The organism is Sporosarcina aquimarina (assembly GCF_033253705.1).
GTDB classification, from domain to species: domain Bacteria; phylum Bacillota; class Bacilli; order Bacillales_A; family Planococcaceae; genus Sporosarcina; species Sporosarcina aquimarina.
Genome location: NZ_JAUBDH010000005.1, coordinates 176,973 through 198,019 on the forward strand (window position 1 = coordinate 176,973; position 21,047 = coordinate 198,019).

Here is a 21,047-nt window from a genome sequence, read left to right on the forward strand (position 1 = left end):
TAAGGGGGATTATTATGAATCGAGAAGAATTACTGGCGCCTGAGCAGTACAACATTGTATCGGAAATTGAGAAGTATGCGGACGGAACGAATAAAAATGCATTGATTTACATCGATTCAGAGGGGAATCAAAAAGAGTATACATATGATCAGCTGATGGAGGATGCTAACCGGGCGGCATCTGTCTACGAAGCAAACGGATTGAAAAAGGGAGACATCGTGCTTGTCATGGTTCCGCGATTGATTGAAGCATATGTCGCTTATATTGGGGCACTGAAAGCGCGAATTGCAGTGATCCCTTCTTCAGAAATGCTGCGCGCATCTGATATTGAATATCGTTTAGCCCATAGTGGCGCAAAAGCAATCATCGCCTATGATGCATTCACAGGTCAGCTGCATGAAGTTCGGGGAATTGAAAAAATCACGTTGTTTGTTATTGGGGAAGCACCAAATGGAAGTGTCTCTTTAACTGATGAAATGAAACAGGCATCTTCTGAATATGAAGCGGCTCATACACAAGCAAATGACATGGCATTTCTGTCCTACACTTCTGGTACTACTGGGAAACCTAAAGGAGTCGTCCATACACATGGATGGGGATATGCACATTTGCGGACAACAGGAGAAAATTGGTTAGGTATTCATGAAGGCGATATGGTTTGGGCAACTGCTGCGCCTGGATGGCAGAAGTGGATTTGGACACCATTCCTAGCTGTTCTAGGCAGTGGTGCAACGGGTCTGGTCTATAATGGGAAGTTTGACGTGAAAACTTATTTAAATATGATTAAAACCTATCAAGTGAATGTCTTATGCTGCACGCCAACGGAATATCGATTCATGGCAAAAGCTGATGATTTAAGCTCGTATGATCTATCTTCTATAAGAAGCGCAGTCTCTGCAGGTGAACCGTTAAACAAAGAAGTGATTGATCGTTTCGAGCAAGTTTTCTCTCTTCAAGTTCGGGATGGTTATGGCCAAACAGAGAATACCTTATTAGTTGGAACCATGGTTGGAATGGATGCCAGACCTGGATCAATGGGGAAACCCACCCCAGGAAATCGCGTGGAAATCATCAATGATGAAGGAGAACTTGCTGCGGTAGGAGAAGTGGGTGATATTGCAGTCCATAATGATACGCCTGCACTTTTTAAAGAATACTTGAAAGATCCGGAGCGAACCTCCATGCAATTCCGAGGTGACTATTACATTACAGGAGATCGTGCTAAAAAAGATGAAGACGGCTACTTTTGGTTTGAAGGCCGTGGTGATGACATCATTATTAGTTCGGGCTACACAATCGGACCATTTGAAGTAGAAGATGCGTTAACTAACCATCCCGCAGTTCGTGAGTGTGCTGTAGTGGCGAGCCCCGATGAAGTGCGCGGAAGTGTAGTGAAAGCATTCATCGTGTTGAAAGATTCTTCAAAAACGGAGGATACGGAGTTAGTTAAGGAGCTGCAAAACCACGTGAAAGAAAAAACGGCACCTTATAAGTACCCGAGAAAAATCGAATTCGTAGAAGAACTGCCGAAAACTGCGTCAGGTAAAATAATGCGGGTCCAACTGCGAAAGCAAGAAAACGAATAAGCGAAAGAGCTGAGATAATGACTATCTCAGCTCTTATATTTTTTAATCCTTTACCTTGCTAACAAGCCGGCTTATAATGAAGAGATATTTCGAGCAGCTAAATGCTGTAAATTGGGGGCTAGCGGGTGCAAACTCAACAACAAGGGGCATTCTGGGTTTTTACTGCATATTTCCTCTGGGGATTCATGCCGATTTACTGGAAGAGCCTAAATCATGTAGGCAGTAGTGAAATTTTAGTGAACCGAATTATATGGGCATTTATATTAACTGTTCTTGCATTGCTTATAATCGGTCAAGGTAAGAAGATTTTATCGGACGTGAAGGAACTATGGAAAACACCGCGTCAATTTTGGGGATTATGCTTAGCTTCATTCCTTGTAACTGCTAACTGGGGAACGTATATCTGGGCAGTTAATAATGACTTCATCGTACAGGCGAGTTTAGGGTATTACATGAATCCTCTTGTATCGGTTCTGTTAGGAATTATCTTCTTAAAGGAGTCGTTGGATCGCAGTCAAAAAGGAGCATTCCTGCTGGCGGCAATTGGAGTTACAGTTTTAACGTTCCATTACGGTGTGTTCCCGTGGGTATCCTTCTTATTGGCATTTTCATTTGCTCTTTACGGACTTATTAAAAAGCACATAAAATTGAATGCGTTCAGAGGTCTGGCGATCGAAACAGCGTTTACAGTTCCATTTGCCTTAATGGCATACGGATATCTGATTTCGTCGGGCAAGGCTGTTGTTTTTCATACAACGCCATGGACTGTAGTATTGTTAATCTTGACAGGTATTGCAACGGCTCTACCACTAATTTTCTTCTCGAAAGGTGTAGTTTCCATCCCGTTGTATGTTTCAGGATTCTTACAGTATATTGCTCCGACACTGATGCTCATTATTGGCGTATCCTTGTACGGAGAAAAATTCGGGAAATTCGAATGGGTGAGTTTTGCATTTATTTGGGCGGCTTTACTTCTGTTCACAATCCCACAGCTGCTGCGTTATGTAAAAAGCAGACGAGCACTGTCTCAGTTGCAGAAACAAAACTAATTTCACTGTTTACGACGAAAACGAAACATTCTGTTGTCCTGTACGTAAACATAGTATGAATTGGAGGAGGAATGGAAATGACGACTAAACGATGGATTGCAGTCATTGCAGCTGCGGCCTTGGTAATTGTCTCGATAGGGGTTAACTCACTATCGTACATATTCACGAGAGATTTAAGCGCTCTATTTGACGAAAACTTTGCAATGGGTGGACCAACGTATGAAGAAACAGTTTTAGAAAGCGGTGATTCTACAGAGCGAATTGCAGTATTGGATGTAAGTGGTGTTATACAAGACACTGGGCCGGCCTCGCCATTTGCCGCTGTTGGGTATAATCATCAATCGTTCATGAATCAGCTGGCAGATGTACGGGAGGATGAAACCGTAAAAGGCATTGTGCTTCATGTCGATTCTCCAGGTGGCGGTGTTTTAGAATCATCAGATATTTACGATGAGTTAGTGGCCATCAAAGAAAGCCGGGATATTCCAATGTACGTTTCAATGGGATCGATGGCAGCATCAGGCGGCTATTACATTTCGGCGCCTTCGGACAAAATTTTTGTTCATCCGGAAACGATTACTGGATCTATCGGTGTCATTATGGAGAGCTTGAACTATGCGGAGCTTGCCGACAATATCGGGATTGACTTCAACACCATTAAAACAGGACCATATAAAGATATGATGAGTCCTAATCGGGAGATGACTCAGACAGAACGGGATATGTTACAAGAGATGATTAACGACTCTTATGAACGTTTTGTAGGAATTGTCGCCGATGGCCGCGGTATGTCTGTTGATGCAGTGAAAAAAGTGGCGGATGGACGAATTATGAATGGCCGTCAAGCGATTGAAGCGGGATTAGCAGATGATTACGGTAAGTTACCTGATGTTGTTGAAGCGATGAAAACTGATCAGAATCTTAAAAACCCTACTGTTTTTGAATATAGTTCATCGGATAGTCTTTCTTCCTTATTTGGGATGAACTTGTCGGGGATGTTTAAGAAAAATGCAGAATCAGAATTGATTCAAAAACTTCTAACTGATTATCAAGCACCACGCATGATGTATCTTTACGGTGAACGATAAGGGAGGGATAGAAGCATGTCTGAACAAATTGAACAGCCAGGACAACTGGAAGAAGAAACTTTCGACGTTCAGGAACAAGCAGTCCGTGAACAATCTGTGGTAATCGAAAAAAGTTATTTTAGAAAGCCAGCTGGTTTCTGGATTCGCTTTTGGGCTTATCTAATTGACATAATCATTGTTGGTGCAATTAGCGGTTTAGTTGTAAAACCGATTTTTCGAGTGATTGACTATCCGATATCTGACCCGATCTTTTTATTGTACAGCCCATACAAACTGATCATGCTAGCCCTGTTTTTAGCCTATTTCTTACTGATGACTAAATACTTTGGTCAAACTGTCGGGAAGATGATTACAGGGATCCGTGTTATTAAAAAAACAGGAGAACCGCTTGGATGGAAAACGCTTCTATTTCGTGAAGTGATCGGCCGTTATATCTCGAAAACACTGCTGATCCCTTACTTGCTTGTTATCTTCATGCCGCGCAAAGAGGCACTGCATGATCTGTTTGCGGATACTGAAGTGGTACACGAACAAGTTTATGAAAAAGCAAATGACGTTCCAGCTGCCCCGGTAAATGAGAGCCGTCGGTTGCAAGGCGGACAGCGTATCTAGTAAGATAGATGAATAACGAAAGGAGAATCTTAATGACACCAATTACATTCAAGAATAATCCTGTTACTTTGAACGGAAAGCAACTGAACGCTGGGGATCCAGCGCCCAATTTTACTGTTCTGGCAAATGATTTAGAGCCAGTGACACTAAATGATTCAAAAGGAAAGATTCGTTTAATAAGTGTAGTTCCTTCAATTGATACTGGAGTGTGTTCCAAACAGACACACAGATTCAACGAAGAAGCGGCTAACTTAGGTGACGATGTCGAAGTGATGACAATCTCTGTGGACTTACCGTTTGCCCAATCGCGTTATCGTTCAGTAGAAGAGATTGGGAATATCCAAATCCTTTCAGATCATCGCGATCTATCCTTTGGCGAAGCTTATGGTGTTGCCATTAAAGAACTCCGTCTATTAGCGCGCGCCATTTTTGTTGTCGATAAAGACGATAAAATTATCTACTCTGAATACGTAAGTGAAGTAACGGATCATCCTGACTACCAGGAAGCATTGGAAGCAGTTGAAAAAGCAAAAGCATAAGTGGCAGGCAACGATTCACTTCGTGAAACCCATCCGGTATTCGGATGGGTTTTTCACGGCGATTCATAGGTGTTCAGTGATTTTAATGCAGGAAGAAGAGGGATTATGATGAAAACAAATACAGAACAGATTTTTTCTTATTTAGATGAAACGGCGAGTGAAGGAGATGCTCTCTACTTAGAGGGAGTAATTGCCGCTAGCCAAAAATGGGCGGAAGGTACAGCATCCCCAGAACTAACGGGTGAGGTGACGAAAGAAGAAATACGTCGTGGATTACAGCTAGCCATTTTAAAAGGGATGCGGCAGAATGTCCAGCCGCATCACCAAATGACACCGGATGCTATTGGGATGTTAATCGCTCGAATTGCCAATTTGCTAATCCCGCAAAACGAAGAAGTCCAGCTGTTTGACCCGGCTGCAGGAACAGGAAATCTTCTGTTAACGGTTATGAATACAATCGAAGCAGATGCAACTTCAGTTGCGGTTGAAATTGATGAGCTGTTGGCGAGACTCATTGTTGCAGGAGCAAATGTTTTAGAGCAAAATATCCGTATCTATGTACAAGATGCATTGCGTCCGTTATTAGTAGATCCTGTTGACCTAGCTGTTTGCGATTTGCCGGTTGGTTATTACCCAGATGATGAAAATGCACTGAACTTTGAAATGATGCCTGCAGAAGGACATGCATATGCACATCATTTATTCATAGAGCAAACAATTCATCACTTGAAGCCTTCAGGATACGGGATATTCATCGTACCTTCAAATCTATTCGAATCCGCTCAATCAGGGGAATTGCATACGTATTTAAAGAAACACACTGTGATTCGCGGAATCTTACAGCTGCCACAAACTCTGTTTAAAAATGCAGCGCAATCGAAAAGCATACTGATTTTACAAAAGCCTTCAGATGAATCTGCACCTACGCCAGATGTGCTTCTTGCAAATGTTCCAGATATGACAAACAAACAGGCTATGATTTCTTTCTTCAAGAAGTTGGAAAACTGGTCGGAAGAAAACAAATAATGAAATGTAAAAGCGTCCTTCTCAATTATGAGTAGGACGCTTTTACATTTGTGCTTATGCTTCGTCTTCAGGTGTACGAACAACTAGAACGTCACATTTAGCAGAACGAACTATGTTCTCTGAAACACTGCCGATCAGGAAACGTTCTACTGGGTTAAGACCAGTAGCACCGCAGATGATTAAGTCTGCTTCAATTTTTTTAGGGATTTCACGGGGAATCATTGTTTTTGGCGACCCATATTCCACAATGACATTTATATGAGTTAAACCAGCAGCGACTGCCTGTTCTTTATACCCCTCGAGTAAGTCTACGGCATACGATTGGGCACGTTCTGCAATCGAACGATCATATGCTTCAACGGCAGAGTACGAACGAGTATCAATAATATTCACCAAGTTAAGGTTTGCGTCGTTTCTTTTGGCAATTGCTACCGCTTTTTTGAACGCCCACTCAGACTCTTTAGATCCGTCTACTGCGACAATGATTTGGTTATACACTAATGACATCGTTACCACACTCCTACATTTAAATTATCTTTCTATCTATAGTATACGCCAAATCTATAAGGATTTCCTGCATTTCGAGAAATTGAAGTTGCCAATCATGTAAAAAAGACGGCATAAATTGACACAATCTGCTACACTTATTGTGAGCAGGTCTGAACAGTAATTACTGAACAGCCGGATACATTCATCGAGGAGGATTTAACTATGCGTATTGGGGTTCCTAAAGAGGTAAAGAACAATGAAAATCGCGTTGCAATGACACCAGCAGGAGTATTCAATTTGAAAACCGCAGGTCACGAAGTGTTAATTGAAACAGGAGCAGGTATTGGTTCTAGTTTCAAAGACGAAGAGTATCGTGAAGCAGGGGCAGTCATCGTAGAAACAGCTACTGAAGCTTGGGCTGCTGAGATGGTCATGAAAGTTAAAGAACCGGTTTCTTCTGAATTCGGGTACTTCCGTGAAGGCCTGATTTTGTTCACATACTTACACTTAGCACCAGAAGTTGAGCTAACGAAAGCGTTACTTGATAACAAAGTAATCGGTATTGCGTATGAAACGGTTCAATTACCAAATAATTCACTTCCATTACTTGCACCAATGAGCGAAGTTGCAGGACGTATGGCAACGCAAATAGGTGCTCAATACTTAGAGAAAATGGAAGGCGGAAAAGGTATCCTTCTTTCTGGCGTACCTGGCGTTCAGCGCGGTAATGTAACAGTTATTGGCGGAGGACAAGCTGGAACGAATGCGGCACGTATTGCAATCGGAATGGGAGCCCGTGTTACAGTTTTAGATCTTTCCGTAGAACGTCTTCGTCAATTGGATGAACAATTTGGTAATGATATTCAAACATTAGTATCGAATCCATTCAACATTGCGACTGCTGTTCAGGAATCAGATTTAGTAATCGGCTGTGTACTAATTCCAGGCGCACGCGCACCGAAATTGGTAAGCGAAGAAATGGTGAAGTCAATGTCTCCAGGTGCTGTTTTAGTAGATATTGCAATCGACCAAGGCGGTATTTTCGAAACATCGGATCGTATAACGACACACGATGAGCCAACTTACGAGAAACATGGTGTGGTCCATTATGCGGTTGCGAATATGCCAGGTGCTGTTCCGCGCACTTCTACGATGGCGCTTACAAACGTAACAGTTCCTTACGCGCTGCAAATCGCAAACAAAGGGTACAAACAAGCGTGCTTGGATAATTCAGCATTGCAAAAAGGTGTCAACACGATGGAAGGCTATGTCACTTACAAGGCTGTAGCAGATGCACAATCTATTGAATATGTCTCAGCAGAATCGCTGTTAAGTAAATAAGACAATCAAACAAAAAAGAAGCAAAAGCCATTTGGCTTTTGCTTCTTTTTAGTGGTATGAATTGACTTACTTAATGATTTTAAGTTCTTTCGGGAATTTTGTCATCACTTCAACGCCGTCCTTTGTGACTACTACGTCATCTTCGATCCGGACACCCGTGATTTCAGAATTATAGATACCTGGTTCAATTGTGAAAACCATTCCTTCTTCCAACTGGAAATCATTCGCGCCATGAATCGATGGGAATTCATGAACAGAAATTCCAAGTCCATGACCGAGTCGGTGAGTGAAATACTCTCCGTAACCTGCTTTTGTAATTACTTCCCGTGCTGCATAATCCAGCTCACTTGCACGAACACCTGGCTTCACAAGGTCAATTGCCGCTTGGTTAGCAAAACGAACTGCTTCGTAAATGCTTAACTGCTCAGCTGAAGGGTCACCGAATGAGACAGTACGTGTAATATCAGAACAATACCCTTTATGAACAACACCGAGATCCATTAAAACAAAATCACCTTTTTGAATTTTTCGATCACCTGGTGTTCCGTGAGGAGATGCAGTTTTAGTGCCAGACAATACAGTCGTATCGAACGACATTTTTTGAACGCCTCTCTTCTTAAGCGCAAGTTCAATCGCGGTTTGAAGTTCTAACTCGCTTACACCTTCAGCAATATTTTCACATGCCACTTCGATTGCATAATCTGCAAGAGCTGCTGCTTCACGCAGTAATGTCAGTTCGTTCTCGTCTTTAATATTTCTCATCGCATTAAGCTGTTCATCCAATCGTGAAATTCCTGCGTTTGAGAAAAGCTCTTCAATTTTCTCTAGACGTTCAACTGTTAAATGGGACTTTTCAATTGCAAGGGATTTCAAATCGCTTAGTTTACGGTCTGTTGCTGTTTTAACAAATTCCCAAGCATCGTCAGTGTCTTCGTATCCTACAGTTTCAAACTTCCAACCAGCCGCTTTTACATCTGGCACTTCCATTAGCGGACAGACTATGAAAGGTTCTGCGTCTTTAAAAATCATAACCCCGAGAAGACGCTCATGTGGATCACTGCTAAATCCAGATAAGTAAAAAATGTTGTCTGGAGTTGTTACAAATGCTGCATCAGTTTGGTGATCTGTTAGATACTGCTGAATGGTTTCGAGTTTTTTCATAATATATTCCTCCTCTATGCATGTATCATCATATCAAAAAAGAAGGTTTGTAGCAGGTTTCACGAATTAGGATAACGGTTAGAACTATTAGTGGAGGTGTCGGAAAAATGGAAATATCTTATCATGGACACTCAATTGTCAAGATTAAAACAGAGAATCACGTCATTTTAATAGATCCTTATATTACAGGAAATGACTTGACGGATTTGCAAGCAGCAACCGAAAAACCGGATGTGATTCTTTTAACTCATGGTCATAATGATCATGTTGGAGACACAGTTGAGATTGCAAAAGCTAATAACGCGCTAGTTATAGCACCAAACGAATTAGCTGTCTGGCTCGGATGGCAAGGTCTGAATACACACGGCATGAATATTGGCGGAGCAAAGGAATTCGATTTTGGTACAGTGAAATACACAAAAGCTTTTCACAGTTCCTCTTATACGACAGAAGATCAGCAGATCATTTACACGGGGATGCCCGCAGGTATTTTGTTCATGGCAGAAGGAAAAACGATTTACCATGCTGGTGATACTTCTCTCTTCGGGGATATGGAGATGATTGGCAAACGGCATCCGATAGATGTCGCATTTCTGCCGATTGGCGATAATTTCACGATGGGACCTGAAGATGCCGCTTATGCAGTGGAGTTACTTTCTCCGAAACTGACTGTGCCAGTACATTACAATACATTTCCACCAATTGTACAAGATCCGGAAGACTTTAAAAAGTTGGTGAACGTACACGAAGTACTTATCATGAAAGCTGGAGATAAGATCACCCCATGACGAACTGGGCTGAGTGAGGTAAATCTCTCTCAGCTCGGTTTTTTTTCATCAATATATGGTAAACTGATATGCAAGGCTTACATAGAAAAGGTGAATGCATTGTCGACGAAGCATGAACAAATTTTACGCCACATTGAAGACCTCCCTGTTGGTGAGAAAATTTCAGTACGGCAAATTGCAAGAGCGCTCACAGTAAGTGAGGGAACAGCTTACCGTGCCATTAAAGAAGCAGAAAATAATAAGCTCGTAAATACCATAGAGCGTGTGGGAACCGTACGAATTGAAAAAAAGAAAAAAGAAAATATAGAAAGACTAACCTTCGCAGAAGTCGTTAATATTGTAGATGGAGGGGTTCTTTGCGGAAGTGGCGGGCTACATAAAACACTCACTAAGTTTGTTATAGGTGCCATGCAGCTTGATGACATGAGACGTTATATAGATGCCGGCAGCTTGCTGATCGTAGGGAACCGTCAAAAGGCTCATCATTTGGCTATTAGCGAAGGTGCAGCGGTATTAGTTACAGGTGGGTTTGACACGACAGACGAAGTGAAGGAGTTAGCAAATTCACTTGAATTGCCAGTCATATCGACAACCTATGATTCTTTCACTGTTGCAACCATGTTAAACCGTGCGATTTCGGATCAGATGATTGAAAAAGATATATTGCTTGTGGAAGACATTCAACATACCCTTGTCAATACAGTAACTCTTTCCAGTCAAGATACTGTCGGTCATTTCAACGAAATGAGCCGTAAAACAACTCACTCTGCTTTCCCAGTAATCGAACGAAGCGGCAAAGTGGTTGGAATGGTGACTTCTAAAGACATCGTAGGGAAATCTGAAACTGAACCTCTAGGGAAAGTGATGACCGCTTCACCAATAACCGCTACTGGCAAGATGAGTGTTGCTTCTGCAGGACATATTATGGTTTGGGAGGGCATAGATTTATTACCCGTTGTGACAGAATCAGGAATGTTGGATGGTGTAATCAGCAGACAAGATGTTTTAAAAGCATTCCAATTAGCTCAGCGACAGCCACAACACGGTCAAACAATTGACGATATCATTAAAAACCAAATGCACTCGGATCCTGAAAATCCTCAAAACGTGATTTTCGAAGTTGTTCCTCAGATGACCAACCAACTAGGTTCGCTGTCATATGGTGCATTGACGACATTGCTGGCTGAAACAGGTAATCGTGCGATTAAATTGTACAAGCGGGGAGAGAGTGTACCTGAAAACCTATCCATCTATTTCATGCGCCATGTTCAGCTGGGTAGCGAGGTCACTGTCAAACCTGAAATTATGCATATGAGCCGCAGAGTTGTGAAAATGGATATTGCGATGTTTTCAGAAGGGGAAATGATAGGGAAAGCACTTGTGACGTATCAATTATTAGAACGATAAAAAAGCTGATGCAAATTGCATCAGCGAGTGTTCAAATTGGTTTCTTCATCCACGAATTGTTTATAATGTTGAGTTGCTTTTCCATTAAAGATGGCCACATAGCCACCAAATACTATGAAAACACCAGCGATTACATAAGTCAAAGTTCCGTTAAACAGCAAAAGCTGATTAACCCCGAATGAAATCAGTAATGTCCCTAGAAACAATCCTGCTTTTGAGGCAAACATCTTTTTGCGAATTGGAAAGACGTGACTCGTACGGAACTGGCGAGTTTTAAAGTAAAAGTAAAACACCGCAGATGCGATAATCAAAAATACAAGCACAAAATTTAGAAACTCCATAGCTTTAGCCCTCCAAAAGAATACAGCACTTCTTCTATTGTAGCGGCTTTCAATATAAAAATCGACCGGAATTCTTTAATATACGGAGGAATTGGAAAATGAAAAGACAAATCATTGACACAATTGAACAATATTCAACCATAATTATACACAGACATGTACGGCCAGATCCGGATGCATTCGGTTCTCAAGTAGGATTGAAGAAACTTATCGAACAAAATTATCCCGATAAAAAAGTGTATGCGACTGGAAGTGACGATGGACAACTTGCGTTTTTAGCCCAACAAGATGCAGTGACGGATTCGATGTATGAAGGAGCGCTTGTCATCGTGACAGATACAGCCAATACAGCGCGAGTCGATGGACAAAGTTTTAACAAAGGCAGTTTTATAGTGAAGATTGACCACCATCCTAATGTGGATCCTTATGGAGACATCCTGTGGGTGGATACAGATGCAAGTTCTTGTTCAGAGATGATCTATGAATTATTTGCTGAAGGCAGAGAAGCAAAAGGATGGAAGCTGTCAGACGAATCTGCACGCTTGTTGTTCGCTGGAATTGTCGGGGATACTGGACGTTTTATGTATCCAAGTGCTACTGGCAGAACGTTCGAGGTTGCCAGTGAATTGATCAAGCATGATTTTGATCGACAGCAAATTTTCGCAGGAATGTATGAAGTAGAACGATGCTTATTGAATTTGCAAGGTTATGTCTATCAAAACTTCTCCATTGACGAAAATGGTGCGGCCTATATTAAACTCACTCAAGAAGTCTTGACCCAATTTAACGTAAAGGCTGAGGAAACTTCTTCGCTTGTCAGTTCACTCGGAGATGTCAAAGGAATCTGTGCATGGCTCATTTTTGTGGAAGAAAGCGATCAGATACGCGTGAGACTTCGGTCAAAGAAAGTTGTGATCAATGAGTTAGCAGCTGAATACGGAGGAGGCGGACACCCGTTAGCTGCAGGCGCTTCCGTCAAAACGTGGCAAGAAGCAGATGAAGTGATTCAAAAAGTACAATCGTTATGTGCAGGTAACTAGTGAATGGAGGGATAGACAATGAAGCTTGTTTATCCGCAAATTATTACAGGGGCCGATTTCCTAAACGGCATTATAAAACTAGATCGGCTGGCTCCTCTTCTTCAAAGAAGAGGGGCTGTTTCAGCTGCAATTGTGAATTCAACTCTTTCTGGTGTCCGGTCTTTTTGGAAGGTAATGACGAAGTATGGCATCCATCCTGTCATTGGTCTATCCGTCAGTATTTTAAGGCCGACAGGAGAGACACCGTTATGTTACATATATGCAAAAAATGAAGCAGGATTTCGTCAGTTATTAAAACTGAGCAGTGCGACAGCGACGAGAGACACAAACGACCTGCCCGAAAAATGGCTGAAATCTTATACCGAAAACTGCATTGTCGTTTTCCCTCTCACCGATTCTTCATGGAATGACATCAGAACGCAGGAAACGGTACAAGACTTAAAAAAACAATGTTCGACACACGAGATATTTATTGGTGTTGCAAGAGCTAGTGGTTTTATCCATCCGGATGAACAAGAAATCGAACGGATTGCTGCCGCAGAAAATCTGGAAATCACCGCATGCAGTGAAGCCAGATTCATTAACCCCGAGGACGCATTCAGTTATGAAGCCGCTCAAGCAATTCGAGAAGGATATAAATTAAACGATCCAGCTCGTCCGAAAAGCCATCATGAGGACGCATATGTGCCTGAACAGCAAGAACTTGAAAAGTGGTTTGACGGAAAAGAACAATGGCTTCAAACGACTGTGGACTTGCTGTCGATGTGCGATGTTCAACTACCCGAAAAGCATTTGCTCATGCCTAAGTTTCCAGTTGACACTCATGAAACTGCGCCAGAGTTATTAGAACGAAATTGCCGGCGGGGGCTGCAAAAAAGAATAGGTGAATTGAATCCCGCTTATGAGGAGCGTCTTCAATACGAATTAGAAGTTATTGTGGAAATGGGATATGCAGACTACTTTTTAATCGTTGAGGATTTCATCGCCTATGCTAAACGTCAAAACATTGAAGTGGGCCCTGGCCGTGGCTCGTCTGCAGGTTCCCTCGTTGCATTTTCACTTGGAATCACAGCAGTCGATCCGTTGAAATATGGCTTGATTTTTGAGCGATTTTTAAATATAAGCCGAGTTACGATGCCGGATATTGACGTAGATTTTGCGGATACACGTCGAATGGAAGTAGTCGATTATGTCGCACAGAAGTATGGTAAAGCACACGTTGCACAAATCATCACATTTGGAACTCTGACTGCCAAATCAGTCGCTCGTAATACAGCGAGAGTATTTGGGTTTACAAATGATGAGATGACCTTAGTTTCTAAATTACTTTCCAATTCAGACGGGAAGTCGCTTCAAGAAAAAGTGGATCATTCACCGCAACTTCAAAAATGGATCGATCAAGACGAAAGCAGAGCCAAATGGTTCACAGCATCTCTTGCATTAGAAGGACTGCCGCGGAATGCCTCCACTCATGCTGCCGGAGTAATTCTGTCACCAACCCCACTCGTTAATACTGTCCCGTTACAAAGCGGAGGAGACGGGATTTACTTGACGCAGTGGGCGATGGGAGATGCAGAAGAATCAGGGTTGTTAAAAATGGACTTCCTTGGGCTCCGAAATCTTACACTTCTCGATAGAATCCGGAAAATGATTCGGTATGAATCTGGAACCGAGTTTTCGCTCGACACAATTTCTCTTCAAGATGACCGTACATTCGACTTGTTCCGCAGTGGAGACATGCTGGGCATATTCCAATTTGAATCTCCAGGAATGCGTAAAGCACTGCAAGTGATTTCCCCAGATACGTTTGAGGACATCTACGCAATCAATGCACTATATCGTCCAGGCCCAATGGAAAATATCCCTTTATACAGTAAAAGAAAAAAAGGACAAGAACCGATCCATTATTTACATCCGGCTTTGGAGCCGATTTTAAAAGAAACATATGGCATTATTGTGTACCAGGAACAAATCATGCAAATCGCTGTGCAAATTGCTGGATTTACTATGGGCGAAGCGGATTTGTTAAGGCGTGCAATCAGCAAGAAGAAACGCGATATTTTGTTAGAAGAACGAGCTCACTTTACGGCAAGTGCAAAACAACATGGTTTTCCTGAAAATATAGCAGGAGCTATATATGAATTGATAGTTAAGTTTGCGGATTATGGGTTTCCGAAAAGTCATGCCGTTGCCTATTCTCTAATTTCCTATCAGTTAGCTTACATGAAAGCAAACAAACCAGAACACTTTTACGCGGCTTGCTTAACTGTGCTCGCCGGTTCTCCTGAAAAAACGATGGAATATATACGAGAAATGCAAAACAAAGGAATTCAAGTTCTAGGACCATCCATCACGAAAAGTAAATGGTCTGCGATTACAGAGGATGGTGCGATTCGTTTAGGACTAGGTGCGGTAAAAGGAATCAGTTATTCTTTTTATACAACATTGAAACAAGCTCGTGAACAGCGTGTATCACTGGATTCACTTTTCGATTTATCTGTTGCTGTTGGAGCGGAGAATTTTACTGACAAGACCATTCCGCCGCTAGTAAAATCAGGTGCACTCGATGACTTTGGTCAAACGCGTGAAGTATTGCTGGCATCAATAGAAGCGGCCAGAAAACATGCCCTCTTTGTTAACCCTTCCAATGGTGAAGATTTATTTGCAGATATGATGAAAGGAATGGCCAGTCCTAAATATAGTCCTGGCGGAACAATGTCTGATATGCAGCGTCTCGAATATGAAAAGGAAACGCTTGGTTTTTATTTATCTGAACATCCAGCTGGTGCTTATAAAAAGACCCTTTCGGAAAGCATCGTCTCACTAGCTGATGCCTATCATAAAACTGCGAAGACAAAAGTTTCTGTAGCAGGATTGTTAATGGATGTTAAACGCATTCGGACAAAAAAAGGAGAAGCCATGGCGTTTCTCGAATTACAAGACGAGACAGGTGATATTTCGTGTACGATATTTCCTAAAGAATATGCTTTGCTGAGCAGTGAATTGAAAACTCAATCCATACTGGGGATTAAAGGGACTGTCGAAATAAGAAATGGGCAGCCGCAAATTATCGTACAAGAAATGATTCGCCCAAACTCAGTGAAGTAATAAGTTTAAGATTATCGAAATGAAATAGAAGCCGATGTGAAACTTCTGTAACTGAACAAAGGATTCTATATATCACTTTACGGAACGCCTCCTTTTTTGTATGCTTATACAGGGTAGTGGTCTGACCACTCAAGAATGTAGCATAAAAGGAGTTTGAATATGGAAAACTCTCGTCCTTCATCGAAACGATTTCTAGATATTGTTTCGGATCTGCGTACAATCTTTAAAGAAGAAGGTGCGGGAATAGGTGATAAGTTACCTTCTGAACGGGTACTTGCAGATCGACTGCAAGTTGGCAGATCTACAATACGAGAAGCGCTTAGAAGTCTGGAACTACTTGGATTGATAGAAACTAGAAGGGGCGAAGGAACATTTCTAGCTGACTATAAAAAGCATCAGCTCGTGGAAATTCTTTCAACTTTCATTATGCAGCATCCTCAATCTATCCGGGATGTGGATCGGACACGCAAAATCCATGAAGTTGCAGCCATAGAATTGGTGGCAAATCATGCTGAACTTAGAGCGCTGCCGGTTTGGGAGAGCTTTTTAAGTAAGTTAGAAGAAGCGGAACCCGTGATACGGGAAGATTTGCTGCAAGAAATTCTAGTAGTCGCGGGGAATCGTTTGTCATTAAAAATATGGTTTTTATTGAAACAATACAGCCGTGTTCCTTTTCATGAAGCTATGACAGAGAACGAAAGAGAAATGGCATCCAACTTACTAAAGAATATGAGAGCTGGCAATGGCCAACAAGCAGTTGCAGACTACGCAGGCTGGCTTGAACTTGTTAATGAGGAAAGAAGGGGCGAACTAGAATGTTAAGGGACTTATTTACAGGAGCAAAAAAACAGAACGCGATTATGCCAAATGCAAAATCTAAAAATGATGTACCAGAAGGAATCATGACTAAATGTCCACAGTGTAAGCACGTCGAGCCGACAAAGGAATTAGCGAAGCAACTAAAAGTTTGTCCTAAATGTGATTTCCACTATAAAATGACAGCTCAAGAACGAATCGATTCATTAGTTGACGAAGGTACATTTGTATCAATGGATGACCATCTTGTTACTGAAAACCCACTGGAATTTCCCTCTTATGCTGCCAAAGTTAAAAAAGATGCAGAGAAAACTGGATTAAACGAAGCTGTTTTGACAGGTACGGGTAAAATCGATGGGAACGACGTAGCAATCGCAGTTATGGATCCACATTTTAGAATGGGATCTATGGGTTCTGTAGTTGGTGAAAAAATTACAAGAGCGGTTGAAAAAGCGACTGAACTCGGTATTCCTATGCTTATTTTTTCAGCAAGCGGCGGTGCACGTATGCAGGAAGGTGTCCTTTCACTTATGCAAATGGCAAAAACGAGTGTTGCGCTTAACCGTCATTCAGAGAAAGGGCTGCTTTATATTTCTATTATGACCTATCCTACAACGGGTGGAGTTTCGGCAAGCTTTGCTTCCGTAGGAGATATTAATCTTGCAGAGCCGAAAGCACTTATTGGTTTCGCGGGTCGCCGTGTTATTGAACAAACTGTTCGGGAGAAATTACCGGAAGACTTTCAAACAGCTGAATTTTTACTTGACCATGGTCAGTTAGATGCAGTCGTCCACCGTGTGGATCTGCAGGATATGCTATCTCGCATCATCCGACTTCATACGGAAGGGAAGGCAGCACAATGAAAAAAACAATGTCATTTGAAGAACCGATTATAAAGTTGCGTGAAAAAATTCAAGAGTTGACGGAGTTTACTGAAACGAACGAAGTTGACTTGTCTGCGGAAATTCATAATTTAAATGATCGTCTTGCAAAACTGGAAGATGATATCTATGGCAATATGGATACATGGGAACGTGTGCAGGTAGCGCGTCATCCTGAACGTCCAACGACATACGATTATATAGGGGCGTTATTTGAAGACTTTATAGAACTGCATGGAGATCGTTGTTTCGGGGATGACGCAGCGATTGTTGGCGGTATTGGCACCTTTAACGGGAAGCCAGTGACTATTATTGGTCACCAGCGAGGGAAAGATACGAAGGAAAATGTGAAGCGTACTTTTGGAATGCCGCACCCTGAAGGGTACCGAAAAGCACTGCGCCTTATGAAACAGGCTGAAAAGTTCAAGAGACCGATTATTTGTTTAATCGATACGAAGGGTGCTTATCCAGGACGTGCTGCTGAAGAGCGCGGTCAAAGTGAAGCAATTGCACGTAACCTCGTGGAAATGGCAGGACTGACCGTACCGGTTATCTCAATTGTTATTGGAGAAGGCGGAAGTGGAGGAGCACTCGCATTGGGCGTTGCAAACCGCATCTATATGCTCGAACACTCTACGTATTCCGTTATTTCACCTGAAGGTGCCGCGTCAATTCTTTGGAAAGATGCCGCATACGCAAAAGAAGCAGCAGAAGCTATGAAAATTACAGCTCCTGATTTGCTTAAAATGGAGATTATCGATGAAATAATTCCTGAAGTATTGGGTGGCGGGCATCGTAATCCAAAAGTTCAAGCGGAATATATGAAAAATGTGTTAGTTAAATCATTAGATGAACTAGGAAAGCTTGATGAAAATGCACTTATCCAAGATCGGTATGAAAAGTTCAGAAAAATAGGTGTGTTTTCAGTGAAGTAAGTTCCGTTTTGACTTAACTGTGAGGAGGAGTCTATTTATGAAAAAGATTGCTGTATTAACTAGTGGCGGAGACGCACCTGGTATGAATGCTGCCGTGCGGGCTGTTGTTCGTAAAGCAATATACGAGGGGCTTGAAGTTGCGGGTGTCTATAACGGATACCAAGGTTTGATAGACGGGAAAATTGAGCTTCTGCAGCTGGGTTCTGTCGGAGACATTATTCAGCGCGGGGGTACTAAGCTGCGTTCTGCCCGCTGTCCGGAATTCAAGACAGAAGAGGGAAGAGAAAAAGCGTTAAAACAAATTAAGTTGAATGGAATTGAAGGCATCGTTGTAATTGGCGGGGACGGGTCCTTCAGAGGTGCTCTTGAGCTTTCTAAACTAGGAATTCCATGCGCATGTGTTCCAGCAACAATTGACAACGATATTAACGGGACTGATTTCACAATTGGTTTTGATACGGCTTTAAATACGGTAATTGACGCCATCGACAAAATTAGAGATACAGCTACATCACACGAGCGGACATTCATTGTAGAAGTGATGGGGCGCAACGCAGGCGATTTAGCCCTGTGGGCAGGACTTGCGGGTGGTGCGGAAACGATTCTAATACCTGAAGAAACGTATGATATGCCAGATATCCTTGAACGGTTAAGAAGAGGTACCGACCGCGGGAAAAAGCATAGTATCATAATTGTTGCCGAAGGAGTTATGTCTGCGTCTTCACTTGCAGAAAAACTTATTGCTGAAGAATCTATTGATACACGAGTATCGGTTCTTGGTCACATACAACGAGGCGGCTCTCCATCAGCACGTGACCGCGTTCTAGCAAGTCAGTTTGGTGCCAGAGCTGTAGAAGCACTTAAAAGCGGAAATCGAACTGTTGCGATTGGAATGAAGAATCATCAAGTGGTAGAGTATGACTTAGAGAACGTATTTGAAGGCGGCTCCGAGTTTGACAAAGAAATGTATACTTTATCTAAAGAATTATCTATCTGATGAAACTCAAGAAAAAGGAAGTGCTTTCACACAATGAGAAAAACTAAAATCGTCTGTACAATAGGTCCAGCAAGTGAATCGCCAGAGTTACTGGAACAGCTTATTGATGCAGGCATGAACGTGGCACGACTGAATTTTTCCCACGGAGATCACGATGAGCATTTGAATCGTATTAAAGCAATTCGTAGAGCCGCTGCTAAAAAACAGAAAACAGTGGGAATACTGCTTGATACGAAAGGGCCGGAAATTCGGACCCATACAATGGAAAATGGGATCGTTGACTTGACAGCCGGACAGCATATTGATGTATCCATGAAAGAAGTTGTAGGGACAAACGAACGTTTTTCAATTACTTACGACCAATTGATCGATGACGTGGATGCTGATGATACGATTCTTTTAGATGACGGTTTGGTTATGTTGAAAGTAATCGGTAAAGATACGGCAGAGGGCTTAATTCATACAGAAGTAATGAACGCCGGTGAGCTTAAAAATAAAAAAGGTGTCAATGTACCTGGTGTTTCTGTACAGCTTCCAGGAATCACTGAAAAAGACAAACAAGATATCTTGTTCGGCATTGAGCATGAAGTTGACTTCATAGCGGCGTCATTCGTCCGCCGTCCTGAAGACGTACTTGAAATTAGAGAACTGTTAGAGAAAAATAATGGTTCAGCGATTCACATCATTCCTAAAATCGAAAACCAAGAAGGTGTTGATAACATTGACCCGATTATCGAGGTATCCGATGGACTGATGGTTGCACGAGGAGATCTTGGTGTGGAAATTCCGCCAGAAGAAGTACCGGTCATTCAAAAACAGCTTATTGAGAAATGTAACCAAGCGGGTAAACCGGTCATTACAGCTACTCAAATGCTCGACTCTATGCAGCGCAATCCGCGTCCAACACGTGCGGAAGCTAGTGATGTTGCCAATGCCATTTTTGATGGATCGGATGCAATCATGCTTTCGGGAGAAACTGCAGCCGGATTATATCCTGTAGAATCTGTTGAAACCATGGATCGTATTGCGAACAAAATTGAAGAGTCCTTTGACTATCGTTCTTTCATCTCTACTCGCAGAAGAGAAAAGCACGGCAATATGACAGATGCGATTGGACAAGCTGCCGCGTATACAGCTATCAACTTAAAAGTAAAAGCAGTCATTGCTCCAACTGAAAGCGGTACAACTGCTCGTATGATTTCTAAGTATCGTCCAGGCTGCCCGATTATAGCAGTTACTTCTTCTGAATCAGTTGCTCGCAGACTGACACTTGTATGGGGAGCGTATCCGGTTGTTGGAAGTCGTGTTAGTTCTATTGACTCCATCCTTGACGAATCAGTCGAGCAAAGTGTGAAACAACAGTACGTGACACATGGTGATGTAGTTATCATTACAGCGGGTGTTCCAGTTGGTGAAGCAGGTTCAACTAACTTGATGAAAATTCACGTTATTGGAGATATGCTTGCCAAGGGACAAGGAATTGGTAAATCAGTCGCCTACGGTCGTGCAATCGTTGCACGCAGTGCAGCTGAAGCGGAGGCTTTCGATACAGAAGGTGCAATCCTTGTGACTCAGTCTACAGACCGTGATATGCTACCAGTACTTGAAAAGTGTGCGGGCCTCATCACTGAAGAGGGCGGACTTACTAGTCATGGTGCGATTGTCGGTTTGAACTTAGGAATCCCAGTCATTGTAGGCGTGAAAAACGCTACAGAAGTAATTAAGCATGACAAAGAAATAACTATGGACGCTGAAACAGGCGTTGTTTATAAAGGTCACGCCAAAGTACTATAAACAAAAACCGCATTCCTACCTAAGGATTGCGGTTTTTCTCGAAAGAGGG

The 21,047-nt window shown here is 42.3% G+C and carries 19 protein-coding genes; 16 read left to right on the forward strand and 3 right to left on the reverse strand.

The window, feature by feature from the left end; all coding sequences use genetic code 11:
- Nucleotides 1-14 precede the first annotated feature (14 nt).
- From mbcS to QT716_RS09995, 6 genes are all read left to right on the forward strand, one after another.
- Nucleotides 15-1,586, forward strand: coding sequence for an acyl-CoA synthetase MbcS (gene mbcS / locus QT716_RS09970; protein WP_317935901.1), 1,572 nt, complete (start codon nucleotides 15-17; stop codon nucleotides 1,584-1,586).
- A gap of 125 nt (nucleotides 1,587-1,711) precedes the next feature.
- Nucleotides 1,712-2,635 carry an EamA family transporter RarD gene (gene rarD / locus QT716_RS09975; RefSeq protein WP_317935902.1) on the forward strand — a complete coding sequence of 308 codons (924 nt, stop codon included), beginning with the start codon at nucleotides 1,712-1,714 and terminating at the stop codon, nucleotides 2,633-2,635.
- A gap of 77 nt (nucleotides 2,636-2,712) precedes the next feature.
- Nucleotides 2,713-3,723 carry a signal peptide peptidase SppA gene (gene sppA / locus QT716_RS09980; RefSeq protein WP_317935903.1) on the forward strand — a complete coding sequence of 337 codons (1,011 nt, stop codon included), beginning with the start codon at nucleotides 2,713-2,715 and terminating at the stop codon, nucleotides 3,721-3,723.
- Nucleotides 3,724-3,738: 15 nt separating this feature from the next.
- On the forward strand, nucleotides 3,739-4,335 hold the full coding sequence (locus QT716_RS09985; protein WP_317935904.1) for an RDD family protein: 597 nt from the start codon (nucleotides 3,739-3,741) through the stop codon (nucleotides 4,333-4,335).
- Nucleotides 4,336-4,367: 32 nt separating this feature from the next.
- Nucleotides 4,368-4,874, forward strand: a complete 507-nt coding sequence (gene tpx, locus QT716_RS09990) for a thiol peroxidase (RefSeq protein WP_317935905.1) — start codon at nucleotides 4,368-4,370, stop codon at nucleotides 4,872-4,874.
- A 108-nt stretch (nucleotides 4,875-4,982) separates the two neighbouring features.
- Nucleotides 4,983-5,900 (forward strand): class I SAM-dependent methyltransferase, encoded by a 918-nt coding sequence (locus QT716_RS09995; RefSeq protein ID WP_317935906.1) that lies wholly within the window; start codon nucleotides 4,983-4,985, stop codon nucleotides 5,898-5,900.
- 54 nt (nucleotides 5,901-5,954) lie between these two features.
- On the opposite strand, the gene QT716_RS10000 is transcribed toward QT716_RS09995, so the two are convergent.
- Entirely contained in the window at nucleotides 5,955-6,407 is a 453-nt protein-coding gene (locus tag QT716_RS10000) for a universal stress protein (protein ID WP_317935907.1), read from the reverse strand.
- 204 nt (nucleotides 6,408-6,611) lie between these two features.
- On the opposite strand from QT716_RS10000, the gene ald reads away from it, so the two are divergent.
- The gene (gene ald, locus QT716_RS10005; protein ID WP_317935908.1) at nucleotides 6,612-7,730 is read left to right on the forward strand and encodes an alanine dehydrogenase; all 1,119 of its coding nucleotides are present in this window, start codon (nucleotides 6,612-6,614) and stop codon (nucleotides 7,728-7,730) included.
- A 66-nt stretch (nucleotides 7,731-7,796) separates the two neighbouring features.
- Here ald and QT716_RS10010 read toward each other — a convergent pair whose 3' ends face one another.
- A complete protein-coding gene (locus QT716_RS10010) occupies nucleotides 7,797-8,891 on the reverse strand; it encodes a M24 family metallopeptidase (protein ID WP_317935909.1) in 1,095 nt (364 codons plus the stop codon).
- A 107-nt stretch (nucleotides 8,892-8,998) separates the two neighbouring features.
- On the opposite strand from QT716_RS10010, the gene QT716_RS10015 reads away from it, so the two are divergent.
- Nucleotides 8,999-9,679, forward strand: a complete 681-nt coding sequence (locus tag QT716_RS10015) for a metal-dependent hydrolase (protein ID WP_317935910.1) — start codon at nucleotides 8,999-9,001, stop codon at nucleotides 9,677-9,679.
- 99 nt (nucleotides 9,680-9,778) lie between these two features.
- The gene (locus tag QT716_RS10020) at nucleotides 9,779-11,086 is read left to right on the forward strand and encodes a DRTGG domain-containing protein (RefSeq protein ID WP_317936020.1); all 1,308 of its coding nucleotides are present in this window, start codon (nucleotides 9,779-9,781) and stop codon (nucleotides 11,084-11,086) included.
- Nucleotides 11,087-11,106: 20 nt separating this feature from the next.
- Here the strand turns inward: QT716_RS10020 and QT716_RS10025 are convergent, their stop codons facing one another.
- Nucleotides 11,107-11,427, reverse strand: coding sequence for a YtpI family protein (locus tag QT716_RS10025; protein WP_317935911.1), 321 nt, complete (start codon nucleotides 11,425-11,427; stop codon nucleotides 11,107-11,109).
- Nucleotides 11,428-11,525: 98 nt separating this feature from the next.
- Here QT716_RS10025 and QT716_RS10030 point away from each other — a divergent pair, with 98 nt between their 5' ends.
- The 7 genes from QT716_RS10030 (at nucleotide 11,526) to pyk (ending at nucleotide 20,998) form a co-directional block, all read left to right on the forward strand.
- Nucleotides 11,526-12,467, forward strand: a complete 942-nt coding sequence (locus QT716_RS10030) for a DHH family phosphoesterase (protein ID WP_317935912.1) — start codon at nucleotides 11,526-11,528, stop codon at nucleotides 12,465-12,467.
- A gap of 18 nt (nucleotides 12,468-12,485) precedes the next feature.
- Complete coding sequence (locus tag QT716_RS10035) at nucleotides 12,486-15,575, forward strand: DNA polymerase III subunit alpha (RefSeq protein WP_317935913.1); 3,090 nt, start codon at nucleotides 12,486-12,488, stop codon at nucleotides 15,573-15,575.
- 159 nt (nucleotides 15,576-15,734) lie between these two features.
- Nucleotides 15,735-16,397 (forward strand): FadR/GntR family transcriptional regulator, encoded by a 663-nt coding sequence (locus QT716_RS10040; protein ID WP_317935914.1) that lies wholly within the window; start codon nucleotides 15,735-15,737, stop codon nucleotides 16,395-16,397.
- The gene (accD, locus tag QT716_RS10045) at nucleotides 16,391-17,254 is read left to right on the forward strand and encodes an acetyl-CoA carboxylase, carboxyltransferase subunit beta (RefSeq protein ID WP_398293096.1); all 864 of its coding nucleotides are present in this window, start codon (nucleotides 16,391-16,393) and stop codon (nucleotides 17,252-17,254) included. Before QT716_RS10040 ends, accD begins: the two co-directional genes overlap by 7 nt.
- Nucleotides 17,251-18,207, forward strand: coding sequence for an acetyl-CoA carboxylase carboxyltransferase subunit alpha (locus QT716_RS10050; protein ID WP_317935915.1), 957 nt, complete (start codon nucleotides 17,251-17,253; stop codon nucleotides 18,205-18,207). Before accD ends, QT716_RS10050 begins: the two co-directional genes overlap by 4 nt.
- Nucleotides 18,208-18,244: 37 nt before the next feature.
- The gene (pfkA, locus tag QT716_RS10055; RefSeq protein WP_317935916.1) at nucleotides 18,245-19,204 is read left to right on the forward strand and encodes a 6-phosphofructokinase; all 960 of its coding nucleotides are present in this window, start codon (nucleotides 18,245-18,247) and stop codon (nucleotides 19,202-19,204) included.
- A 33-nt stretch (nucleotides 19,205-19,237) separates the two neighbouring features.
- A complete protein-coding gene (pyk, locus tag QT716_RS10060) occupies nucleotides 19,238-20,998 on the forward strand; it encodes a pyruvate kinase (protein ID WP_317935917.1) in 1,761 nt (586 codons plus the stop codon).
- Nucleotides 20,999-21,047: the final 49 nt, after the last annotated feature.

Bases quoted from the DNA above. Each gene is read 5' to 3' on its own strand.
- QT716_RS10050 (WP_317935915.1), top strand. From the start codon at position 17,251: ATGAAAAAAACAATGTCATTTGAAGAACCGATTATAAAGTTGCGTGAA.
- accD (WP_398293096.1), top strand. From the start codon at position 16,391: ATGTTAAGGGACTTATTTACAGGAGCAAAAAAACAGAACGCGATTATG.
- sppA (WP_317935903.1), top strand. From the start codon at position 2,713: ATGACGACTAAACGATGGATTGCAGTCATTGCAGCTGCGGCCTTGGTA.
- QT716_RS10015 (WP_317935910.1), top strand. From the start codon at position 8,999: ATGGAAATATCTTATCATGGACACTCAATTGTCAAGATTAAAACAGAG.
- QT716_RS10040 (WP_317935914.1), top strand. From the start codon at position 15,735: ATGGAAAACTCTCGTCCTTCATCGAAACGATTTCTAGATATTGTTTCG.
- QT716_RS10025 (WP_317935911.1), bottom strand. From the start codon at position 11,427: ATGGAGTTTCTAAATTTTGTGCTTGTATTTTTGATTATCGCATCTGCG.
- QT716_RS09985 (WP_317935904.1), top strand. From the start codon at position 3,739: ATGTCTGAACAAATTGAACAGCCAGGACAACTGGAAGAAGAAACTTTC.
- QT716_RS10010 (WP_317935909.1), bottom strand. From the start codon at position 8,891: ATGAAAAAACTCGAAACCATTCAGCAGTATCTAACAGATCACCAAACT.
- QT716_RS10000 (WP_317935907.1), bottom strand. From the start codon at position 6,407: ATGTCATTAGTGTATAACCAAATCATTGTCGCAGTAGACGGATCTAAA.
- tpx (WP_317935905.1), top strand. From the start codon at position 4,368: ATGACACCAATTACATTCAAGAATAATCCTGTTACTTTGAACGGAAAG.
- QT716_RS10035 (WP_317935913.1), top strand. From the start codon at position 12,486: ATGAAGCTTGTTTATCCGCAAATTATTACAGGGGCCGATTTCCTAAAC.
- pyk (WP_317935917.1), top strand. From the start codon at position 19,238: ATGAGAAAAACTAAAATCGTCTGTACAATAGGTCCAGCAAGTGAATCG.
- QT716_RS10030 (WP_317935912.1), top strand. From the start codon at position 11,526: ATGAAAAGACAAATCATTGACACAATTGAACAATATTCAACCATAATT.
- ald (WP_317935908.1), top strand. From the start codon at position 6,612: ATGCGTATTGGGGTTCCTAAAGAGGTAAAGAACAATGAAAATCGCGTT.
- mbcS (WP_317935901.1), top strand. From the start codon at position 15: ATGAATCGAGAAGAATTACTGGCGCCTGAGCAGTACAACATTGTATCG.
- QT716_RS09995 (WP_317935906.1), top strand. From the start codon at position 4,983: ATGAAAACAAATACAGAACAGATTTTTTCTTATTTAGATGAAACGGCG.
- pfkA (WP_317935916.1), top strand. From the start codon at position 18,245: ATGAAAAAGATTGCTGTATTAACTAGTGGCGGAGACGCACCTGGTATG.